Origin of the sequence: Bacillus sp. TH22 (assembly GCF_016651015.1) — a bacterium.
In the GTDB taxonomy this organism is placed as follows: domain Bacteria; phylum Bacillota; class Bacilli; order Bacillales; family Bacillaceae_G; genus Bacillus_A; species Bacillus_A mycoides.
Genome location: NZ_JAEKER010000001.1, coordinates 1,113,569 through 1,133,353 on the forward strand (window position 1 = coordinate 1,113,569; position 19,785 = coordinate 1,133,353).

At 33.4% G+C, this 19,785-nt stretch carries 20 protein-coding genes and 1 pseudogene; 10 read left to right on the forward strand and 11 right to left on the reverse strand.

All coding sequences use genetic code 11. The annotated features are described in order from the left end of the window. Positions 1-24: 24 nt before the first annotated feature. Positions 25-249, reverse strand: coding sequence for a hypothetical protein (locus tag JFU18_RS05590; protein ID WP_002012427.1), 225 nt, complete (start codon positions 247-249; stop codon positions 25-27). Positions 250-446: 197 nt separating this feature from the next. On the opposite strand from JFU18_RS05590, the pseudogene JFU18_RS05595 reads away from it, so the two are divergent. Both JFU18_RS05595 and JFU18_RS05600 read left to right on the forward strand, forming a co-directional pair. Next, positions 447-1,398, forward strand: a pseudogene (locus tag JFU18_RS05595) (metal ABC transporter substrate-binding protein). Between the two features lie 136 nt (positions 1,399-1,534). Beyond that, the gene (locus JFU18_RS05600) at positions 1,535-2,005 is read left to right on the forward strand and encodes a GNAT family N-acetyltransferase (RefSeq protein ID WP_201033666.1); all 471 of its coding nucleotides are present in this window, start codon (positions 1,535-1,537) and stop codon (positions 2,003-2,005) included. Positions 2,006-2,142: 137 nt separating this feature from the next. Here JFU18_RS05600 and JFU18_RS05605 read toward each other — a convergent pair whose 3' ends face one another. Beyond that, the gene (locus tag JFU18_RS05605; protein WP_002086082.1) at positions 2,143-3,093 is read right to left on the reverse strand and encodes a CobW family GTP-binding protein; all 951 of its coding nucleotides are present in this window, start codon (positions 3,091-3,093) and stop codon (positions 2,143-2,145) included. Positions 3,094-3,259: 166 nt separating this feature from the next. Here JFU18_RS05605 and JFU18_RS05610 point away from each other — a divergent pair, with 166 nt between their 5' ends. After that, on the forward strand, positions 3,260-4,162 hold the full coding sequence (locus tag JFU18_RS05610; protein WP_002141394.1) for an aldo/keto reductase: 903 nt from the start codon (positions 3,260-3,262) through the stop codon (positions 4,160-4,162). 342 nt (positions 4,163-4,504) lie between these two features. Here the strand turns inward: JFU18_RS05610 and JFU18_RS05615 are convergent, their stop codons facing one another. Then, on the reverse strand, positions 4,505-5,188 hold the full coding sequence (locus tag JFU18_RS05615) for a DUF4145 domain-containing protein (protein ID WP_085310583.1): 684 nt from the start codon (positions 5,186-5,188) through the stop codon (positions 4,505-4,507). A gap of 353 nt (positions 5,189-5,541) precedes the next feature. Here JFU18_RS05615 and JFU18_RS05620 point away from each other — a divergent pair, with 353 nt between their 5' ends. From JFU18_RS05620 to JFU18_RS05635, 4 genes are all read left to right on the forward strand, one after another. After that, the gene (locus JFU18_RS05620; RefSeq protein WP_157404896.1) at positions 5,542-6,189 is read left to right on the forward strand and encodes a hypothetical protein; all 648 of its coding nucleotides are present in this window, start codon (positions 5,542-5,544) and stop codon (positions 6,187-6,189) included. Between the two features lie 225 nt (positions 6,190-6,414). Continuing rightward, positions 6,415-7,344 (forward strand): helix-turn-helix transcriptional regulator, encoded by a 930-nt coding sequence (locus JFU18_RS05625; RefSeq protein WP_061675446.1) that lies wholly within the window; start codon positions 6,415-6,417, stop codon positions 7,342-7,344. Between the two features lie 92 nt (positions 7,345-7,436). Next, positions 7,437-8,369 (forward strand): alpha/beta fold hydrolase, encoded by a 933-nt coding sequence (locus JFU18_RS05630; protein WP_098635367.1) that lies wholly within the window; start codon positions 7,437-7,439, stop codon positions 8,367-8,369. Continuing rightward, positions 8,354-8,923, forward strand: coding sequence for a YdeI/OmpD-associated family protein (locus tag JFU18_RS05635; protein WP_242486438.1), 570 nt, complete (start codon positions 8,354-8,356; stop codon positions 8,921-8,923). The genes JFU18_RS05630 and JFU18_RS05635 overlap by 16 nt, the downstream gene beginning before the upstream one ends. A 387-nt stretch (positions 8,924-9,310) precedes the next feature. On the opposite strand, the gene JFU18_RS05640 is transcribed toward JFU18_RS05635, so the two are convergent. Then, positions 9,311-9,895 (reverse strand): GNAT family N-acetyltransferase, encoded by a 585-nt coding sequence (locus tag JFU18_RS05640; RefSeq protein ID WP_002126982.1) that lies wholly within the window; start codon positions 9,893-9,895, stop codon positions 9,311-9,313. Between the two features lie 75 nt (positions 9,896-9,970). Further along, positions 9,971-11,443 (reverse strand): flavin monoamine oxidase family protein, encoded by a 1,473-nt coding sequence (locus JFU18_RS05645; protein WP_201033664.1) that lies wholly within the window; start codon positions 11,441-11,443, stop codon positions 9,971-9,973. A 187-nt stretch (positions 11,444-11,630) separates the two neighbouring features. On the opposite strand from JFU18_RS05645, the gene JFU18_RS05650 reads away from it, so the two are divergent. Then, positions 11,631-11,822 (forward strand): DUF3896 family protein, encoded by a 192-nt coding sequence (locus JFU18_RS05650; protein ID WP_002012420.1) that lies wholly within the window; start codon positions 11,631-11,633, stop codon positions 11,820-11,822. A 104-nt stretch (positions 11,823-11,926) separates the two neighbouring features. After that, positions 11,927-12,928, forward strand: coding sequence for an LLM class flavin-dependent oxidoreductase (locus JFU18_RS05655; protein WP_201033663.1), 1,002 nt, complete (start codon positions 11,927-11,929; stop codon positions 12,926-12,928). Between the two features lie 52 nt (positions 12,929-12,980). On the opposite strand, the gene JFU18_RS05660 is transcribed toward JFU18_RS05655, so the two are convergent. The 3 genes from JFU18_RS05660 to JFU18_RS05670 form a co-directional block, all read right to left on the reverse strand. After that, entirely contained in the window at positions 12,981-13,922 is a 942-nt protein-coding gene (locus tag JFU18_RS05660) for an alpha/beta hydrolase (protein WP_201033662.1), read from the reverse strand. A gap of 216 nt (positions 13,923-14,138) precedes the next feature. Beyond that, a complete protein-coding gene (locus JFU18_RS05665) occupies positions 14,139-14,639 on the reverse strand; it encodes a DUF3939 domain-containing protein (protein WP_151304634.1) in 501 nt (166 codons plus the stop codon). A gap of 108 nt (positions 14,640-14,747) precedes the next feature. Then, complete coding sequence (locus tag JFU18_RS05670; RefSeq protein WP_002012416.1) at positions 14,748-15,191, reverse strand: Dps family protein; 444 nt, start codon at positions 15,189-15,191, stop codon at positions 14,748-14,750. 235 nt (positions 15,192-15,426) lie between these two features. On the opposite strand from JFU18_RS05670, the gene JFU18_RS05675 reads away from it, so the two are divergent. After that, entirely contained in the window at positions 15,427-16,467 is a 1,041-nt protein-coding gene (locus JFU18_RS05675) for a YkvI family membrane protein (protein WP_002031445.1), read from the forward strand. A gap of 33 nt (positions 16,468-16,500) precedes the next feature. Here the strand turns inward: JFU18_RS05675 and JFU18_RS05680 are convergent, their stop codons facing one another. The 3 genes from JFU18_RS05680 to JFU18_RS05690 all read right to left on the reverse strand — a co-directional run bounded on the left by JFU18_RS05680 (position 16,501) and on the right by JFU18_RS05690 (position 19,588). Beyond that, entirely contained in the window at positions 16,501-16,869 is a 369-nt protein-coding gene (locus JFU18_RS05680) for a DUF3979 family protein (RefSeq protein ID WP_201033661.1), read from the reverse strand. Between the two features lie 267 nt (positions 16,870-17,136). After that, on the reverse strand, positions 17,137-17,442 hold the full coding sequence (locus tag JFU18_RS05685) for a hypothetical protein (RefSeq protein ID WP_016102175.1): 306 nt from the start codon (positions 17,440-17,442) through the stop codon (positions 17,137-17,139). Between the two features lie 163 nt (positions 17,443-17,605). Continuing rightward, positions 17,606-19,588, reverse strand: coding sequence for a methyl-accepting chemotaxis protein (locus JFU18_RS05690; protein ID WP_201050286.1), 1,983 nt, complete (start codon positions 19,586-19,588; stop codon positions 17,606-17,608). Between the last annotated feature and the right edge of the window lie 197 nt (positions 19,589-19,785).

Sequence of the window (19,785 nt, forward strand, 5' to 3'; positions counted from 1 at the left end):
CTATGCGTGTGCATAGTGCTTTACTTACTCTTTTTTCTCTTCTTTTTCTTCTGCTGGCAATTTTGTAATTGTTGTAGCATCCCCTAAATTACTTATTAGTCTTCTTAAAAAAATTAAAACAAAAGATAATGGCAAAACAACCGCAAGTATTAATAAGATAGCTTCCATGAAGTAACCCAAGCGCTCATCCCCTTTTTTCTGCTCCCTCCCAATATATGAAAGTAACATTGTCACATATGCACCAATCATAAAAATTAATACCTTTCTTTTTGACAGATTTATTACAAAATCAAATCGTAATGATTATTATTTATTGCAACTTTCATAAAGATGTATTATACTAGGTTCGCAACCTAAAACGTAATTATTCCGTTTTGTATTAAAACGATATTTTCTTCTTATATTTGGAGAAAATATAATTGTAAAAAAGAAAAGAGGAGAATTATATGCCTAAAAAATTAGCTCTATTTTCATTTATACTTATTTTCACACTCATCTTTCGTCGGATGTTCTAACAACAAAGATAGTGCAGCGAAAAAAGATGGGAAACTTTCTGTTTATACAACCATTTTCCCACTCGCTGACTTTGCAAAAAAAATCGGTGGTGATTATGTAAATGTAGAAACAATTTACCCACCTGGTGCGGATTCTCATACATTTGAACCAAGTCAAAAGCAGACTGTACAAGTGGCAAAAGCCGATTTATTTGTTTATAACGGCGCAGAATTAGAACCATTTGCCGAAAAAATGGAAAAATCATTAAAAAAAGAAAACGTAAAAATTGTAAATGCATCTAAAGATATCGAACTTCGTGCTTCATCTGAAGAAGAGCAGCACGATCATGGAGACGGTCATAAAGAAGATGAACATCATCACGATAAAGACCCACACGTTTGGATAGACCCTACTCTTGCGATGAAACAAGCAGAAAAAATTAAAAATGCACTTGTAGAATTACAGCCTGAACATAAAAAAGAGTTCGAAAAAAACTTTGCAGCACTACAAACAAAATTTACTGATTTAGATGATCAATTTAAAGCAGTTGTTGCAAATGCAAAAACGAAAGAAATATTAGTTTCACACGCAGCTTACGGCTACTGGGAACAACGATACGGTTTGAAACAAATTCCAATCGCTGGAATTTCAGCATCTGATGAACCATCTCAAAAACAGCTTGCTGACATTACAAAAACAGTAAAAGAGCACGGTCTAAAATATATTTTATTTGAAACATTCTCTACTCCAAAAGTAGCATCCGTTATTCAACAAGAAACTGGCACAAAAATTTTACGTTTAAATCACCTTGCTACTATTTCTGAAGATGATGCAAAAAACAATAAAGATTACTTCACTTTAATGGAAGAAAACGTAAATACATTGAAAGAAGCTACTAACTAATCAACTTTTTTATAAGAAGCTGAATATTCCATTCAGCTTCTTTTTTGTCTGTTTCCGCTTGACTTGACCAAAATAACAAGTAAAATTATCCATATTAGCTTGTAAGCTATACTAATTTAGAAGGTGAGTTGGAACTATGAATCTTCACATTTGTGAAGTAACAGCAAATAATTGGCGTTCAGTTGCTGCTTTAGACGTAGCAAAAGACCAGCAGCAGTTTATTGAAAGCAATGCGTTTTCTTTAGCGGAATCATTATATGAAGAAAACGGAACGTCAGTAGGCTTATATGACAAAGAAACACTCGTTGGATACGCAATGTACGGTTGGTATTCCCAAAAACATGAAAGCGTATGGTTAGATCGTTTTATGATTGACCAACAATTTCAAGGAAAAGGATACGCAAAACGTTTCCTTCGCTTACTAATTCAATTCTTGCAACAAACATTCGAATGTAAAATAATTTATTTAAGTTTACATCCTGACAACAAACACGCAATGGGACTATATGAGTCATTTGGCTTCCGTTTAAATGGGGATATTGATGACGAAGGTCCAGTTGTAGGTGTTGTAATGGAATTACTTATAGATGAAAATACAAGCCTGTGAAAACAGGCTTTTTATTATGCATTTATCAATGTTATGTTTTCTATTTTTAGTTTCTTTCCCTTATATACTTCATTTTTGTAATCTAGTATTACCTCATTAAAATGCTCATAAAAAATAAGCCTGCGATTTACGCAGACTTATTTCACACATTCTTCAAAATGTTCTTGGAACCATTCTTTATTAATATCTCTTCCGATGAAAACTACTTCGCTTACTCGCTCTTCGCCCTCTTGCCACTCTCTATCGTACGAAGCAGCAAATAACGTATGCACACCTTGGAAAACAATACGTTTATCTACTCCATCAATAGATAAAATTCCTTTGTAGCGATATAAATGCTCCCCTAGTTCCTGAACGACAGCTGACATCCACTCATTCAATTTTTGTAAATCTAATGGACGTTCTTCACGTAGTACAAACGATTTTACACCTTCTAGATGGTTATGTTCTGTATGAGGGTAAATTTGCAGCGTATCTTTCGTTTTAAACGTTTGAATTTGTAATAACGATGGAATATCTACCTCACAGTTAGTCGCCTCGATTAACTTTGCAGTCGGGTTAATTCCTTGAAGTTCATGCAAGAGATTTTCTTTCTCATTTTCTTCAATTAAATCTAATTTATTAACTAACACAACATCAGCAAAGGCAATTTGTTCTTTTGCTTCTAGTCCCTTTTCAAAATGTTTATGTATATGATAGCTATCTACAACTGTTACAACACCGTTAATTTGGTATGCAGATTGAATAACTGGATCTAAAAAGAAAGTTTGAATAATCGGACCTGGATTTGCAAGACCTGTTGTTTCAATTACTAATCCATCAAAGTCCATTTTCCCTTCTGCTTTCACATCCAGTAATTGTTTTAAAGCAACAAGTAAATCTTCACGCACAGTACAGCATAAACAACCGTTTGTCATTTCCATAATTTCTTCTTCAACGTTCATAATTAATTGATTATCGATACCAATTTGCCCTATTTCATTTACAATCACTGCCAATTTCTTGCCGTGATCCTCTGATAAAATTCGATTTAATAATGTCGTTTTCCCTGATCCAAGAAAACCAGTTAGTATTGTTACTGGAATCATTCCTTACATCTCCTTATAGCTATATGTTTCTACATTATAGCATATAGAGAAAAACGTTTTTGTAGCAAAACATATTTATTGTATGTACGACCCTGTAACTATATAATAATACGTAGTAAGAAAGCCTTTTCAAAAATATTATTCATTCATATAGGGGGTACTTATAGTGGAACGAGTTCAAATGGCCGAAACGCTAGAATTTTCTCGTATTATTCAAGGTTTTTGGCGTTTAGCAGAATGGAATATGCCAAAGCAAGAGTTACTTTCTTTTATTGAAGACTGTATGGATTTGGGGATTACTACTTTCGATCACGCTGATATTTATGGTGGGTATACGTGTGAAGGATTGTTTGGAGAAGCGTTACAATTAAAGCCTTCCTTACGCGAAAATATGCAAATCATCACTAAATGTGGAATCGCTCCCCCATCACCGAAATTTCCAGAACGATATGTTGCTCACTACAATACGAGTGCTGAACATATCATAAAGAGCGCGGAGGATTCATTACAAAACTTACATACAGATTATATTGATGTATTGCTCATTCATCGTCCTGATCCATTCACGGACCCAAACGAAGTGGCAGAAGCGTTCTCACGCTTAAAGCAAGAAGGAAAAGTTCGTCACTTCGGTGTTTCTAACTTTTTACCTTCTCAATTTAATATGTTAAGTTCATATTTAGATTTCCCGCTCATTACAAATCAAATTGAAGTATCTGCGATGCAAATGGAGCATTTTGAAAAAGGTACGATTGATTTATGCCAAGAAAAACGAATCAATCCAATGATTTGGTCACCTCTTGCTGGTGGAGAAATCTTTACTGGCCAATCAGAACGCGCCGTACGTGTACGTGAAACTTTACAAAAAATTGCTACTGAGCTCGGCGTTGATAGCATCGATACTGTTATGTATGCATGGTTACTTGCTCATCCAGCTAAAATGATGCCAATCGTTGGCTCTGGTAAATTAGATCGAGTAAAAACGGCTGCAATGGCAACAAAAGTTAATTTAGACCGCCAACAATGGTTTACAATTTTCGAAAGCTCTAACGGTCATCCTGTACCATAATAAACAAAAAGAAGAGCTGTTGTATTTTATCAAGACCTAATTTTAAAAAAGATAGAAAAATTAAAGGGTTCTACATATTAGATATGACTAATATGTAGAACCTTTCTTCTTTTACTAAAGCCCCCGTTAGTTGAATAAGTAATTTATCACTTTCGAATATATTTATATACGATATAAAAAAACACCTATTAGAAATATATAAGTCATCCCTAATGATTCTTCAACTTCTTTAAAGTCTTTATATTTCAATAGAATCAATTATTCCCCATTTTATTTGGTTAGAAATGCAGTAAACAAGTGTCCTGTTTTTACTTTTAAATAATCAAAAAAAGCGAGTATTTTCTACTCGCTAGTTACCTCCACTGTTGGTTTCTGATTTTCCTCTTCCCTTATGCCCATATCAAATTGAATTTTTTTTAGATGCCTTGGTATTACATAAACATATTCCAAAATTATCTCTGTAAATTTGAATAGGGAACTTACTAATTGTTGATCAAATTCCACATCATCACCGTGTGCAGCTTCGTTGCCAATATCTTTGATGATAGAAGACATTACTGAAAGAATCGGTGGGATTACACCATTATCTGATAAATATTTCAATTTACGATATAGATCTTTCCCTTCCGCACCTTTATCCTTACACATTCTTTCAAGTGTTCTCCTTAAAGCCAGAGATGTTATAGCTCCATCAATATTTCTCACTTTATGTGCTGCTTCAAAAGCCTCTTTCACTCCGGAGGGAAACTTTATTACTTGAGATTCTATTAGAGGATATAATACCTTTTCGCTCCAATATTCTGTTCCATCTGGTCCGCACTCAAAAGTACTTGAGGATTTCAGTTCTAATGTAACTTTCTGACATACTGGACAAAGAAAAAGGTTATAAACATCCCAATATTCCCCGATTTGTATTTCTCCGTAACCTGGTTCATATTCAACTTCAGGAATATTATGTTTATACGTAGTCACTAACTCCATCTGTGTTTTATTTCCACAATGAAAACAAAGTCTAACTTCTTTCATTCCTCCTCACTCTCCTCTCATAAAATTTCTACAATAGGATAGTTTTCCTCTTTAAATATAAAAAAACGAGGAGACACCTATTTTTAGGTCAGTTAACTTGAACGTATCATAATAAAAGATACCCACAAATTAGAACATATCTAATATGTGGGTTATTTTTGGCTTTAAAATTCAACTAAAGCACTCCGTTAGTTGAATAAGAGTTGTAATATCATTACTAATCAAATTTATCTTTATTTAGAAAATACAATTAAATCATTCAATTACAATTACTTCTCCATCCCTTTCCCGTTTATTTGTAAGAGCCCCTCTTATTGGTTATACTAACTTTATTAGGGAAAGTAGTGTTGAGAATGAAAAGAAAAATCTTATTCGGTTCTGCTGCTATTGCCGTTATACTTATTGCCACACTTGGAGTTCGTGAATATGGGGCTCTTAAATATTCAAGCGACAAAGATGACTCAACAAATAGCAACATTGTAGAAGCATCTGAATCCCAAATTTATAATGCTGAAATCGGAGAATGGGTTTCAAAGATGAACGTATTACTTTCCGAACCGATGAACGACCCAAAATTGAAAAAAGCTAGTAACGATGAAGGTTTCGAGTATTACTTGAAGTCACTAGTAGTCAATGATGAATCACCAATCCATTTAATTAAAGGAAATAAAGAATTGGAAAAAGATTATATAAATTTGTTCCTTTTAACAAGTTATATATCTAATAAGCAAGTTGCCCGTACGGTACATTTAGATCCTAATGGTGAAGCAATGGAATCAACAGATTTAGTTAATCAATGGGCACCTACTGATGAAAATACGCGTATTGCATTCGAATACATGAAGCAAATTATCAATGATTTAGACGTTGCAATTAATCATAATGGAAAAGGTGAACTATATGGTGTGACGCATGTATTGAACACGCGTTTGGCTTCGCAACAAACGAAAAAAAAGCCAGTCCTATTCGCTGTAGGACTGGCTTTCGTGTTGTCTTGCTAAATTTCATAACGTTTCGCACTTAAAGTATATCATGATTTAATTTCTCAATCAAAAGTATTGAGTATTCTTTTATCATACTTGTTACGTAAAAAAAGAACCTCTAAGCATACAAGACTTGAATAATATTTTTGTATATGAAAGATTAGTTCTTTTGAAAAGTTTTTTTAATGTATCATCATATTGTGTAGTGTAGAATGAAAAGAAACCTTATCTAAGGAGAACAAAATGAAAATAGAACGTATGTTAACCATTATTGTGATGTTACTTAATAGAAATCGTATAACAGCCAATGAATTGGCTCAAAAATTTGAAGTGTCGGTTCGGACTATTTACCGAGATATTGAAACAATCAATCTAGCCGGAATTCCTATCATTTCCCACTCTGGAAACAATGGTGGATTCAGCATTTATGAAAATTATAAATTAAATCATCAAGTACTGACTCTTAATAATCTGTCCTCCCTTCTTTCTGTTCTCAAAGATATTAATTCCACGGTTGACGACATTGAGCTAGAATCATCCATAGAAAAGTTAGAAAATATCATTCCTAAAAACAAGGCAGATGAACTAAAGCTGCATATGGAACAAATCATCATTGATTTACATCCTTTTGGAGAATCTCTAGAACAAAAGTCATTAGTTAAAACGCTAAGAAAATCTATTACACAGACTGATATACTGACGATTGACTACAGAAATTATAATAATATTGTCAGCAAAAGACGAGTTGAACCTATGTCACTCATATTTAAAAATTATACTTGGTACTTATTTGCTTATTGTCTTTCAAAAGAAGATTTCAGAATATTTAAAGTTTCCCGTATAAGTGATTGTTATATCGAAAATCAATCATTTGAACGTCGAGAAAAATCGTATCATGAGATTAGGACATTATTAAATGAGCAAACAATAATGACAACAATTGTCTTAAAGATTTCCTCCATAATGCAGTCTCGTGTGGAGGATATTTTTAATAAAGAAGATATTTCGGTGTTAGAAACAGGTGAACTTCTTGTTAAAGCTACACTCCCCGAAAAAGAATGGTTGTTCTCTCTCATATTTAGTTTTGGAGAGCATGTAGAGGTCTTAGCTCCAAAAGAAATGCGTGAAGCAATTGCTTCAAAACTCAGATTGATGGCTGAAAAATATCGTTAATTGCGTTTCTCAAAGTTGACAGACTGTTGTCAAATCACCGTGATAATATTGTTGTTATAAGACACATTTATTTTAATTAGGAGGAACGTTAAATGACAAACAATTATGAATTTCCAACACCAACACTTATCTCAGTTAACGGTGTGAAACTAGAAGTTTTTGAAGCTGGACAAAAAAATTGGGGGCGACCTATCGTTCTCTGCCACGGATGGCCAGAACATGCCTATTCTTGGAGACATCAAGTGACTCCTCTTGTAGAAGCAGGTTATCACGTTATTATTCCCAATCAACGGGGATATGGAGAATCTTCTTGTCCCAAAGAAGTTACAAAATATGATATTAAACATTTAACCGGTGATCTTGTTGCTCTATTGGATCACTATCAGTACAAAGATGCCATTTTTATGGGGCATGATTGGGGTGCAAGTGTTGTTTGGAGCATGGCTTTGCTGCACCCAGAACGTGTTCGTAAAATGATTAACTTATGCTTGCCCTATCAAGTTCGTGGAGAGAAACCTTGGATTGATTTTATGGAAGAAGTTTTTGGAGACGATTACTATTTTGTTCACTTTAACAAACAACCAGGTGTTGCAGATGCTATACTAGATGAAAATTCATCACAATTTCTTAATAACTTATATCGAAAGAATGCTCCATCACAAGTTCCTGGTAAAGGAATGGAAATGATTAATCTAGCTAAAGCAACCAAGCCATTAGGTAAACCTGTTATGAGTGATGAAGATCTTTCTGTTTATATCTCAGGGTTCAATAAGACAGGTTTCACTCCAAGCATCAATTGGTACAGAAATCTAAATCGTAATTGGCATTTATTAGGTGACGTCTCTCCTATTATTCATCAGCCAACATTGATGGTATATGGCGAGAAAGATATTATTCCGCCACTTCAAAATATAAAAGATTTTGTACCTAATATAGACGTTAAGAGTTTGGACACTGGTCATTGGATTCAAGAAGAAAGACCTGAAGAGCTTAATCAAATGATTTTAAAATGGCTGATAAAATGAGTGAAGCCTTATTTTTTATTAATCAAACAGAATTTATTGATTCGTTAGATATTCATCACCAAACAGCTAGTGAGATTTGGGTAGTTTTTTCAAAAAAAAAGACCAATAAAGCTAGTCTTACTTGGTCAGAATCAGTAGATTGTGCACTGTCGTTTGGTTGGATTGATGGGATACGAAAAACAGTTGATGAAGATAGCTATAAAATCCGCTTTACTCCACGTAAGTCTAATAGCCTCTGGAGTAAAGTTAACGTGCAAAAGGTGCATAAATTAATAGAACTTAATCAAATGAAGCCTGAAGGATTGACTATTTTTAATCAAAGAAATGATCAAACAGGTTATTCTTCCGCTAATAGGAACGTTACTTTAATAAAAGAATATGAGGATGAAATTAAAAAAAATCAAAATTCTTGGAAATTCTTTAATCAGCTTCCGGATTCTTACAAAAGAGATTCTATTTGGTGGGTAATGAGTGCCAAAAAAGAAGAAACTAGGCTAAGAAGATTGAATCGATTAATCGATTCATGGAAAGAGGGAGACATGTTAAGACCGTAGTTTTATCAATCAACAGCATTAATTTATATATACCTGGATTGTTTAGAGAGAAGAATATGTAGCTTTTGAATAAAGTTCGATTAAAAGTAAGTTGCAAACGCTGATTTTATACAGAAAGAAACCAACTGTTTTGAAACAAAGTTTGATCAAAACAGTTGGTTCTTTATTTATCTAGTTTGGTTTTTATAATAAAGATTGATTATTTCTGGTTGCGAATCTTCAATTAAAGCACCCTATAGTTTAAGTAGATTTCTTCACAAACTTGTCTTTTTTAAGCCTAATTAATTATTACTATCTAATTAACGAATATAATATGCATAGGAAAAGAGGATATATGCTCATATATTGAACATAATATCCTCTTATTAGTTTAGTCTATATAGTTCTTTACAGCTCTTCTTTTTCATACGTATTTCTCGTCATTGCAAATACACACATATCCCTTAATCCATTTCCATCCACCGCAACACTTGCGCTTTCTAAAGTACCCTCTAATTTAAAGCCTAATTTCTCTGGTATCGCTCTACTCTTCTTATTTAGAGAATCACAACGAATTTCTACCCGGTTTGCTTTCAGTTCAGTGAAAGCATAATCCGTTATTCCTTTTGCAGCCTCTACCATATAGCCCTTTCCACTAAACCTTGAATCAATCCAATACCCGATTTCAAATTGAGGTATATCCCAATTAATACGATGTAATCCGGCAGATGCAATAAATTCACCTGTTTCGTTCGAAAAAACTAGTAATCTCAAATCCTCACGCTGCAAAAATTGAATATGCGATTTTCTAATACTCTCTTCTATTTCTTCCTCTGTTTGCTCTTTTTGTGCAAAGACCATCCAAGGTTTTAATTCTTGTATTGAAGCTTGAATTGCGTCATATACAACTTTACCATCACCTGGTTTTGGCATTCGAATAAAAAGCCTGTCAGTATAAAATTCAGAAGGAAAATCGAATAATAACGGATTCACTGTAAACACTCCCTATAATTCTTTTATATATAATAATATCCATCTCAAGTTATACAGTAAAGAAATTTCTGAATTTTAAACTTTTTGATCATTCACTTCCATCGCCACACGCACTCCAGATTCAATCGCACCTTGAATCCATCCGTGATACAGCGTTGTATGATCTCCGGCAAAGTATATTCTCCCCTCAGGTTTTACAATGACTGGCTGTAATTCTGATTCTTGGCCAGCTTGAAATAGTGCAAACCCTCCAAGCGCATATGGATCTAATGTCCAACTCTTTGATATTCCAGACATGAACTCATCATATACTTGACCACCTAATATTGTTGCTAAATTTTGTAGTGTGTAATAGATACGATCCCCCTTTGATAACCCATCCCATAGTAATGCATCGTATGACCATGTATAACTCCCTAGCATAATGGCTGGTCCTTTTGAACCGATTCCATGACTTGGATAATACGCATAACGTATAGGAAGATCTGTTATAATTCTCCCACCTAATTGCCCTTGTTCCTCCCAAAAACGACTTTTAAATTGAATTCCTATTTTTGTAGCTGGCATATAATGCAATTCGCGAATTGTTTTCCACTTCGCATGAGATATCGAATCAAATGGATCTACTTCTACAAATCGCATTGTTGAAAAAGGAATTGTAACAATAACTAAATCCCCTGTAATACTACTATATTCAAAAGTTTCCTCGTTCCGGTAATAGGCTGTTACACTATTGGCTTGTTGATGAAGCTTCATTAATTTTTGATTATATATAATATTTTCTTCTAATTGTGGTAAAAAAGACTTTGGTAATCTATCATTCCCACCTATTATTTCGCAAAATCCGCTCTCCTCTTGCATAATATATAAAAAACGTAACGTCTCAACGAATGACCTTTCTAAAAAACCTTCTAAATCTAATAGAACACCTATCATCTCAATCGTTACTGGCGAAAAATACGTATTATATTGATAAGGATGATATTTTAAAAATTGACCTGTAGAATATTTCCCAAAATCCTTTACTACAATATCCCAATTTTTCTCTGGGTTCTTTTTTATAAAATTTATAATGGGCTGTACCGCTAACATTAATAGTTCCTCAGACGTTTTCCCAACTTCATTCATTTCCACAGGATATCTTAAAATACTTGGATCTTTTTCGTATTGTTTTAATGTCGTTTTCCGACCATTTACGTATATAATATCTGTCTCATTCCTATTAATAAAAGGGCTCACCTGTAGCCCAAACTTTCTTATATATGCCATCGTTAATGTATGCGAATACGGAATTCTCATCGCTCCAACATCTAAATATAATCCAGTATCTTCCATCCTAACTGTCTCTATGCGGCCACCTACACGGTTGTTCGCTTCAAAAACCTTTACTTCATGCCCTGCTGCTTTTAATAAAGATGCCGAAACTAATCCAGCCATACCAGCCCCTACTACAATGATTTGTTTCGGACGTGTCGTCTTCTTCAATCCCTTATTTATAACTTTTAACGTTTCACCCATCTCATTGTTAAACATTATATCTTTCTGCACAATCCCACCCCTTACTTCATGAAATACAAATTAGTGGTTTAGTGCATTTTATTCATAAATTCACTTAAACATAACACCACCACAATTTGAAAATTCACTAAAAATACATAAGGTGCAGCTCTCCCCCTTCCACATGCTTCATATGATAAACATACAGATAGTAACTGTATGGAAAGGGTGGATACGCATGAAACGTACTTACGATTATCAGGCTACAAAAAAACATTTAGAATTAAAGAAACAGCAGTTATGTAAAAAACTCACTAGCGTTAAACTAACTGAAGAAGAACGCAAGCAAATACATTTAGAAATTGATAACTACGAATATATATTAAACTTAGTCGAAATGAATCATTATGAACGAGGGTTTTCTCATTAAAAGCGGATAAAAAATTATTCACTTTTCCTTTTGAGCATTTCATTACGCATTTTTCGTAAGTAAATATATAATAGGATGTACATTAAGATTGAGAGGTATATTCTATGATCAAATTAAGTGTATTAGACCAATCACCTATTTCAGATGGTAGCACAGCAGCCCAAGCTATTTCGCATACAGTTACGCTTGCACAAGAAGTTGAGAAACTCGGATTCACACGTTTTTGGGTATCCGAGCACCATAATTCAGTTAGCTTAGCTGGTTCAAGTCCAGAAATACTCATTTCACATATTGCCGCGAAAACTGACTGTATTAGAGTTGGTTCTGGTGGTGTTATGCTGCCACATTATAGTCCATATAAAGTTGCCGAGAATTTCCGCGTTTTAGAAGCACTTTATAAGGGCCGCATCGACCTTGGTGTCGGGAGAGCGCCTGGTGGTATGCCGATAGCAACTCGCGCACTTCAAGAAGGTAAAATGGTCTCACTTGATCAATATCCAGAACAAATTGCAGATGTTGCTATGTACTTACATGATCAAGTACCAGAAAACCATCATTATGCAAACTTAAAGGCTACTCCAGTTATCCCAACATCTCCTGAAATGTGGATGCTCGGATCTAGCGGAGAAAGTGCAATGATTGCCGCAAAGCAAGGCGCTTCTTTTGCATTTGCACAGTTCATTAACGGATACGGTGGCCCTGAAGTAATGAAGGCTTACCAAGAACAATTCCAACCTTCCTATTTAGGTGATAAACCAAAATCAATCGTATCTATTTTTGTTATTTGCGGAGAAACAAATGAAGAAGCGGAGAAGATTGCATCAAGCCTTGATTTATCGATTTTACTATTAGAACAAGGAAAACGGACTACTGGTACTCCTTCTATTGAAACTGCTCAAAATTATTCGTATAGTGCTTATGATCTATTCCGCATAAAAGAAAATCGTCAACGTATGATTGTCGGTGATCCGTCTTCTGTGAAAGAAAAAATATTAAACTTAAGCAAAGCGTATAATACTGACGAATTTATGATTGTCACGATTACTCATCAATTTGAACATAAATTAAACTCTTATCGCCTATTGGCAGATGCTTTTAATTTATAATAACGAAAAAGAGATGCATCACATATGATGCATCTCCTTTTCTTACTACCAATCAATTGTTTTTGCTTCCTATATATTCAATAGCTTCTTTTAATAACTCATCAAAATTATGAGGGTAATCATGATTTAAGTTAGGCACAACTTTATACTTATGTTCTATATTTTTATCCTTTAATAACTTTACAAATTGCTGTGTACCTTCAAAACAATCTTCATCTTGATCCCCACATATTATATATCCTTTTATGCTTTTATCATGCAATATTCCAATCATTTCTTCCCATTCTTCCATTTCCGGGAGCCACGGTGCCACAAAAATAAAACCGTTCACTTCTATTTCACCTTGTAACATGAAATGTAACGCTACTCTTGCCCCAGCAGAAAAGCCACCAATAATAATATTCTCAAATGGTTTATTCACTTTAATCTTATTGTAATGTCCTTTTAACTCTTCTCTTCCTCTTTCGATATTATCCCAAACATATCCATCTGAAAATTGAATTTGGGAAGATTGAGGCAATGCTAGCATAAAACCTTGTTCCATTACAGAGTTCCAATATGGTTCTATTATTTGTATATTTTCTTGATCCCCATGCAGTGTTATTAGTAGATTTTCAGTTTGTTTGCTGTATTTATATTTCACGTCTGCTTGTTCCGATTTCTTTGCTAATTCTTCTCTTTCTTTACATAATTGAACCATTCTATGAAACTCTTCAAATTTATGTAGTGGTTTTAAATCATCATCGGAAATTAAATACTCACTTCCGTACCAAAATCCATTTTCTATAATTGCTTTCTTCATTAAATTCAACGCTTCTTCTTCAAGTCCTGCTGCACTTGCTAATGCATATTTAAAATTATATATTTGCGCTTCATTACCCATTACATCTTTAGCATTATTCATTATATAAGAATACGCTTCAAAACTTCCTTTATTTGCATAACAATGTAACGTTTCATTTAATAACTTAATATAAGTCATATTATTTTCCATATAGGAATTCCCCCGTAACCTTTTATAATAATTGCTTCTCCAATCTTCCTATCATTCTAGGGTCACGGTATAAATAGTTAAATTCTACAATTTAACTTAACAATACCTGATTCTCAGAATGATATTTAATAGTTAATGTATGTATACGCATAATACACCACTCCTTCCTATCCACTAGTTGTAGTATAAAGCTGAATAAACTGAAAAATCAATATTTTAATAAAAAAAGACAACAATAATATTATTGTTGTTCTCATAACATCTGCCCACTATTCTTTTTTTCTTATCTGGTTTACTTGAAACTAAATAATGCTTTTCTGAAATATATAAGTTTCTTTTTAATATACGATTTAAATATGGTCCTAGCTTCACTCCGCATATGAGGCGATCTTCGCTATCTTCAACAATTGGGAACATTTCTTTTTCTGTTACATATTGATCTACGGCCTTTTGTACGATATCAATTTCTTTAACTAGGTTTAAATTTTCTTCTGTATGTTCAAATACTTCAAGCGTTTCCTTCGTTATCAGAAAAAAATTTGTTGGAAATGCAGGTAAATAGGGCTTTAACAAATCATAATTTACTGTGTAATCATCATTTACTAAAACTGTATAAACGATATTAGCATTCGTTTCTAGAAACTTCGCCATCGCTTGTTCTAATTCATCTTTCGTAATTTCCCTATCTTCTTTTCCAGTTCTGAAAAAGCGAAACATTGTATCGCCTCCTTTTTACTATATTATAGCATAAAAGAAAACTGAAAAATTATAAAAAACTCTATTGAAAGAATTTTTCAATAGAGTTTTTCTTTAATCCATTTATGTTTATTTTAAGAATGCACTTAACATCCATACATGTTGTTCTAATGTCGTATGAATTGCTAATAGCATATCAGCCGATGTTTCATCATCAGCTTCATCAGCTACTTCCATACCTTCTTTTAATTCTTGAATAAGTGCAGAAAAATCGTTTACTAAAATTTGCACCATTTCTTCTGCAGACTCTTTGCTTGTCCCTTCGATTACAGTTGAAGTTGCTAAATACTCTTTCATTGTCGCTAACGGTTTTCCTTCTAACGCTAAAATACGCTCTGCTAACTCATCAATGTATGTTCCTGCTTCATTATAAAACTCTTCAAATTTCTCATGTAATGTAAAGAAGTGCGGTCCTGTCACATACCAATGATAATTATGCAGTTTGACATATAATACATTCCAGTTTGCTACCTGCTTGTTTAATACTTCAACAACATTCGTTTTCGTACTCATACAATCCACTCCTCTTATCATGTTACTATCTTTTAATGACCTAACTTCATTTTACCATACATTCCCTATTCTTTTGAATGAACAGCTTATATGTAACAAAGTTTTAACAACCTTAATATTTCCCTAATATCATATAATTCATGTATCCTTTCAACTACTTCATATGTCTAATTGTCCAAGCTCACACATATGCATAATAGTAAGTCAAGCTCATCATAGAAGAAAGAGGGATAACATGGACAATCAACAATGGCAAGTAGCAAAGAAAGTCGCTGCTACTTATATCGGAACGGTCGTTGGAGCTGGATTTGCTACTGGGCGAGAAATTGTCGAATTTTTTACAGTTAACGGATTGTACGGAACCATTGGCATATGTATAAGTGGATTTTTTTTTATTTGGCTCGGTACAAAAATGATGTTACTTTCATCACAAATCGGGGCATTTTCAGCGCAAGAATTTAATAAATATTTATTTGGGGATGTATTTGGAAATGTCGTAAATACTTTATTATTACTCGTATTATTTGGCGTAACTAGCGTTATGTTATCAGGAGCCGGGGCAGTATTTGAAGAACAACTTCGTCTCCCGAGACAACTTGGTATTTTCATCACAGTCATCGCCTGCCTCATTATTGGGAGCCGGGGATTACAAGGTGTTTTTGAAGTGAATACACTTGTCGTACCTATTATGATGATTTTCATTATCGGACTTGCTATTACAACCTTTATTCATGGTACAACTCCTATTATTGACACCGTTCCTACAGAAAGTTGGAATATGAAATGGATTACTAGCCCTATTACATATGTTGCATTAAATCTGTCTCTCGCCCAAAGTGTTCTCGTCCCATTGGCCAGTGAAGTAAAAGATCGAAAAGCTATTTTATGGGGTGGTATTTTAGGCGGCGCGGGGCTTTGCTTTATTTTATTATGTAGCCATCTAGCAATATTATCCGTTGAACAATTTTATCAATATAACATCCCAATGGCTGAAGTTGTAAGAAGGTTTAATGCAACTTTCCATTTTTTCTTTGTTCTTATCATTTTTGGTGAAGTATTCACAACATTAGTTGGGAATATATTCGGAATGACAAAACAAATGCAATCCATTACCGGATGGAAAAGTAATAACATTATTTACTTCATATTACTAATTAGTTATTGCTTTAGTTTCATTGGATATAGTGAATTACTTCATATTCTATACCCAATTATCGGTTGGGTGAGCATCATTTTACTACCGATTATTGCCTTTAAACAACTTCAAAAAACATAAAAAAACATCCGTGTATACGGATGTTTTTCATCTTCATTCACAGTCTTCACATACTTCCCAGTACGGCCCCATTTCTACTGCAAGATATGGCTTTAATTGCAAACGAATCATTCGACTTGGCATGCGTTCCAATACGAATTGAATGCCGTCTTCCTCTTCATCCAACTCAACTTTTGAAATAGCAATTCTTTGCATAGTAGTAATAGGGCTTCCATCTTTATATAAAGTGATTTTCACCTCATCATACTCATTAAAATACAATTCAACATTCATTTGCTTTTTTAACATTTCATCAACAATTTCATAATTATCATTTTGTTCCTGGATTATATATTTCCAGCCGCCTCTATCCAATTCTATCGGAACAGCTTGGAATAATGTCATCAAATCCTCGTATAGCATAAGATAACCCCTCTCTTACTAAAAAAACGATGAGTATTTTATATACCCTTTATCTCTATCACTATCCATGTTTATTGTACCATATATCACGAATCTTACTGCATTCATTTGCTTTATATACACATACAAAACATATAGTATTTTCAGTTCACTCTCTATTCACTAGTACGTCCTCTTACTGATAACTTATCACTTTCCTTATTTCCTACACACTACTTATAACTCTTAAAAAACCACAAAAAAGAAGAGTAATTTATATCACTCTCCTCATAAGACTTTTCCTGTAGCTACTAATGCTAACACTATAATTAAACTTGCAAATAATAGTGATACAATTAAACTAAAAATCGGTAATATTTTCTTTTCATTCTTCTTAAATAATAACCTTAAACTAAGAATGATATTTAATGGAACAAATATAAAATAAAAGTATTTAACGATTTGTAATGAGCTATTTGAAAGTGTTTTAAATACAAACACTTCAATTAAAAAAGCAACAAAGAATAAAATGCTTAACCAAAACGAGACATAGCTAAGCCAAGAATGTCTTTTCGTTCCCCAATACACTCCCATACTGATCTCCTTTAAACGTAGTCTATATTATATTAATTATACACCCGCTTAACAAATTCCTCTATTTTTCGACAAACATTAAATACATTGAACCTCTAATCCGTTTATCAGCTAAAAGACTGTCTCTAATAGCACTAATGCTATTTTGAGACAGCCTCCCCTTTTATACTTTAAATCTTTCAATTAATACTTGTAACTCTTCAGCCATTTGAGATAGTGTACCGACTGCAGAACCAATTTCTTCCATAGAAGCTAACTGCTCCTCAGCTGACGCTGCAACACTTTGTGTACTCGTCGCATTATTTTGTGCCGTCATAGCAATTTGACCAACCGAAATAGATACTTCATTTGCACCTTTTGACATCCCATTAGCTGTTTCAACCATCGTTTTAATTTGGTCAGCAATTTCATTTGTAGATTGTAAAATTTCAGTAAAATTTTGTTTTGTTTCATTTGCAATAACAAGTCCAGATTGCACTTCTTCATTTACATTATTCATAGATTTTACTGTCTTACTCATATCATCTTGTATTTCACAAATTAATTTACTAATTTCACTTGATGATACACTAGATTGTTCTGCTAATTTTCGTACTTCATCAGCAACAATTGCAAAGCCTCTTCCATGCTCACCAGCTCTTGCAGCCTCAATTGCTGCATTTAAAGCTAGAAGATTTGTCTGATCTGCAATATTTTGAATAACTTCTAAAATATCACCAATTTGCTTTGATTTGTTATTCAACAACTGAATAACAGCATCTGACTGTGAAACAGATTCCGCAATAGATTGCATTTGATTTACTGTTTTTCCAACTAGCTTTCCACCATCTTCTGCTTTTTCGCGAGTGTGAGCAGAAGCAGTATTAATAGATGATGAGCTATTTGCTACATGCTGAATCCCTTCTGTTACATCAAACAGTAACATAGCACCATTTTCTACGCTTGCTGTTTGCGTCGTTGCACCACTTGATATTTCATCCATTGCTGATGTAATTTGTTCAGTCGCTTCACTCGCTTGTCTCACACTTGCCGTTAACTCTTCAGATGCAGCTGCAACATGCCCTGCTGAAGTATTAATTCTTCCAATTAACGTTCTTAGTGAATCTGTCATTTCATTAAAACCTTTTGCAAGTTGACCGATTTCATCGTTTGAATTAATTTCAATTGTTTGCGTTAAATCTCCTTCACTTATTTCTTTAGAAGTGGCAACTAATCTCTTTAAAGGTTTTGTAATAGAAAGAGTTACGAAATAAATAAGTGCCCCTCCTACAACTAATGAAATAAGCATAACAATTAACATATTATAAAATACAGGCTGAGCAGCTTCAATTACTTCATTTGAGTACATCGTTCCACCGATTTTCCAACCTGTTTTTAAGTTTGTAGCAAATACCATTTTCTTTTCACTACCATCATACGTGTATGAAAAAGTGCCTTGATTATCTTCGAAAATTCTCTTTGCCCAAGAATCAGCTGCTTTATCTCCTGGTTTTTCTTGAGGATGCGCAATTATTTTTTGTTTTCCATCTAAAATGAAAGTATATCCTTTTTTACCAATATTGATTAACTTTGTTGTTTTCAATAAATTCTCTAAACTTAAATCTACCGCAACAACACCATTTTTATCTTCTGTTTGTTTCGCGATCGTTACGACAATATGTCCATTTCCTTTCGCCTTATACGGTTCAGTGACCACGATTCCACCTTGTTTACTCACTGCATCTTTATACCAAGAACGAGTTGTTGGATCATAATCTGCTGCCATTTGTATATTTGGTTCTTGCACAAACTTCTTATCATTGCCGGCAACATATACTTGTTCAATATCTTTATTTAAATTAATATATTGAGATAATACCTTTCTTAATTCATCTTGATTATCTCCTTGATACATATCACTATGAATCACTCGTGCAAAGTTATTTACTTCGTTAAATTTCGCCTCAATCATTTGATTGATTAAATTATCTAATATTTTTATATTATCGTGAGCACTACTCGTAATTTGTGATTCAAAATTCTTTTTAGCCGTTTGATAAGACATTCCTCCAATAATAGAGACAGCCGCAATTAAAATTATCAAAAATGAAATTAATAGCTTTTTTGCTACTTTTATATCTCGAAACCACCTTAACAGTTTACTCATTATAAACCTCCTACATTTAAATATTAAGTTTTAAAGATAAATAACCAATTATGAATATATCCCATTCCCTATCCTCTATTTTTACAATTCGTTTTTGATAAACACCTTGTAAAGTTTAAACAAATATCCCCCCTTTGTCTATATATATGAATAATATTATTATAAAATTTACAAATACAAAAAACCAAAGGAATAGT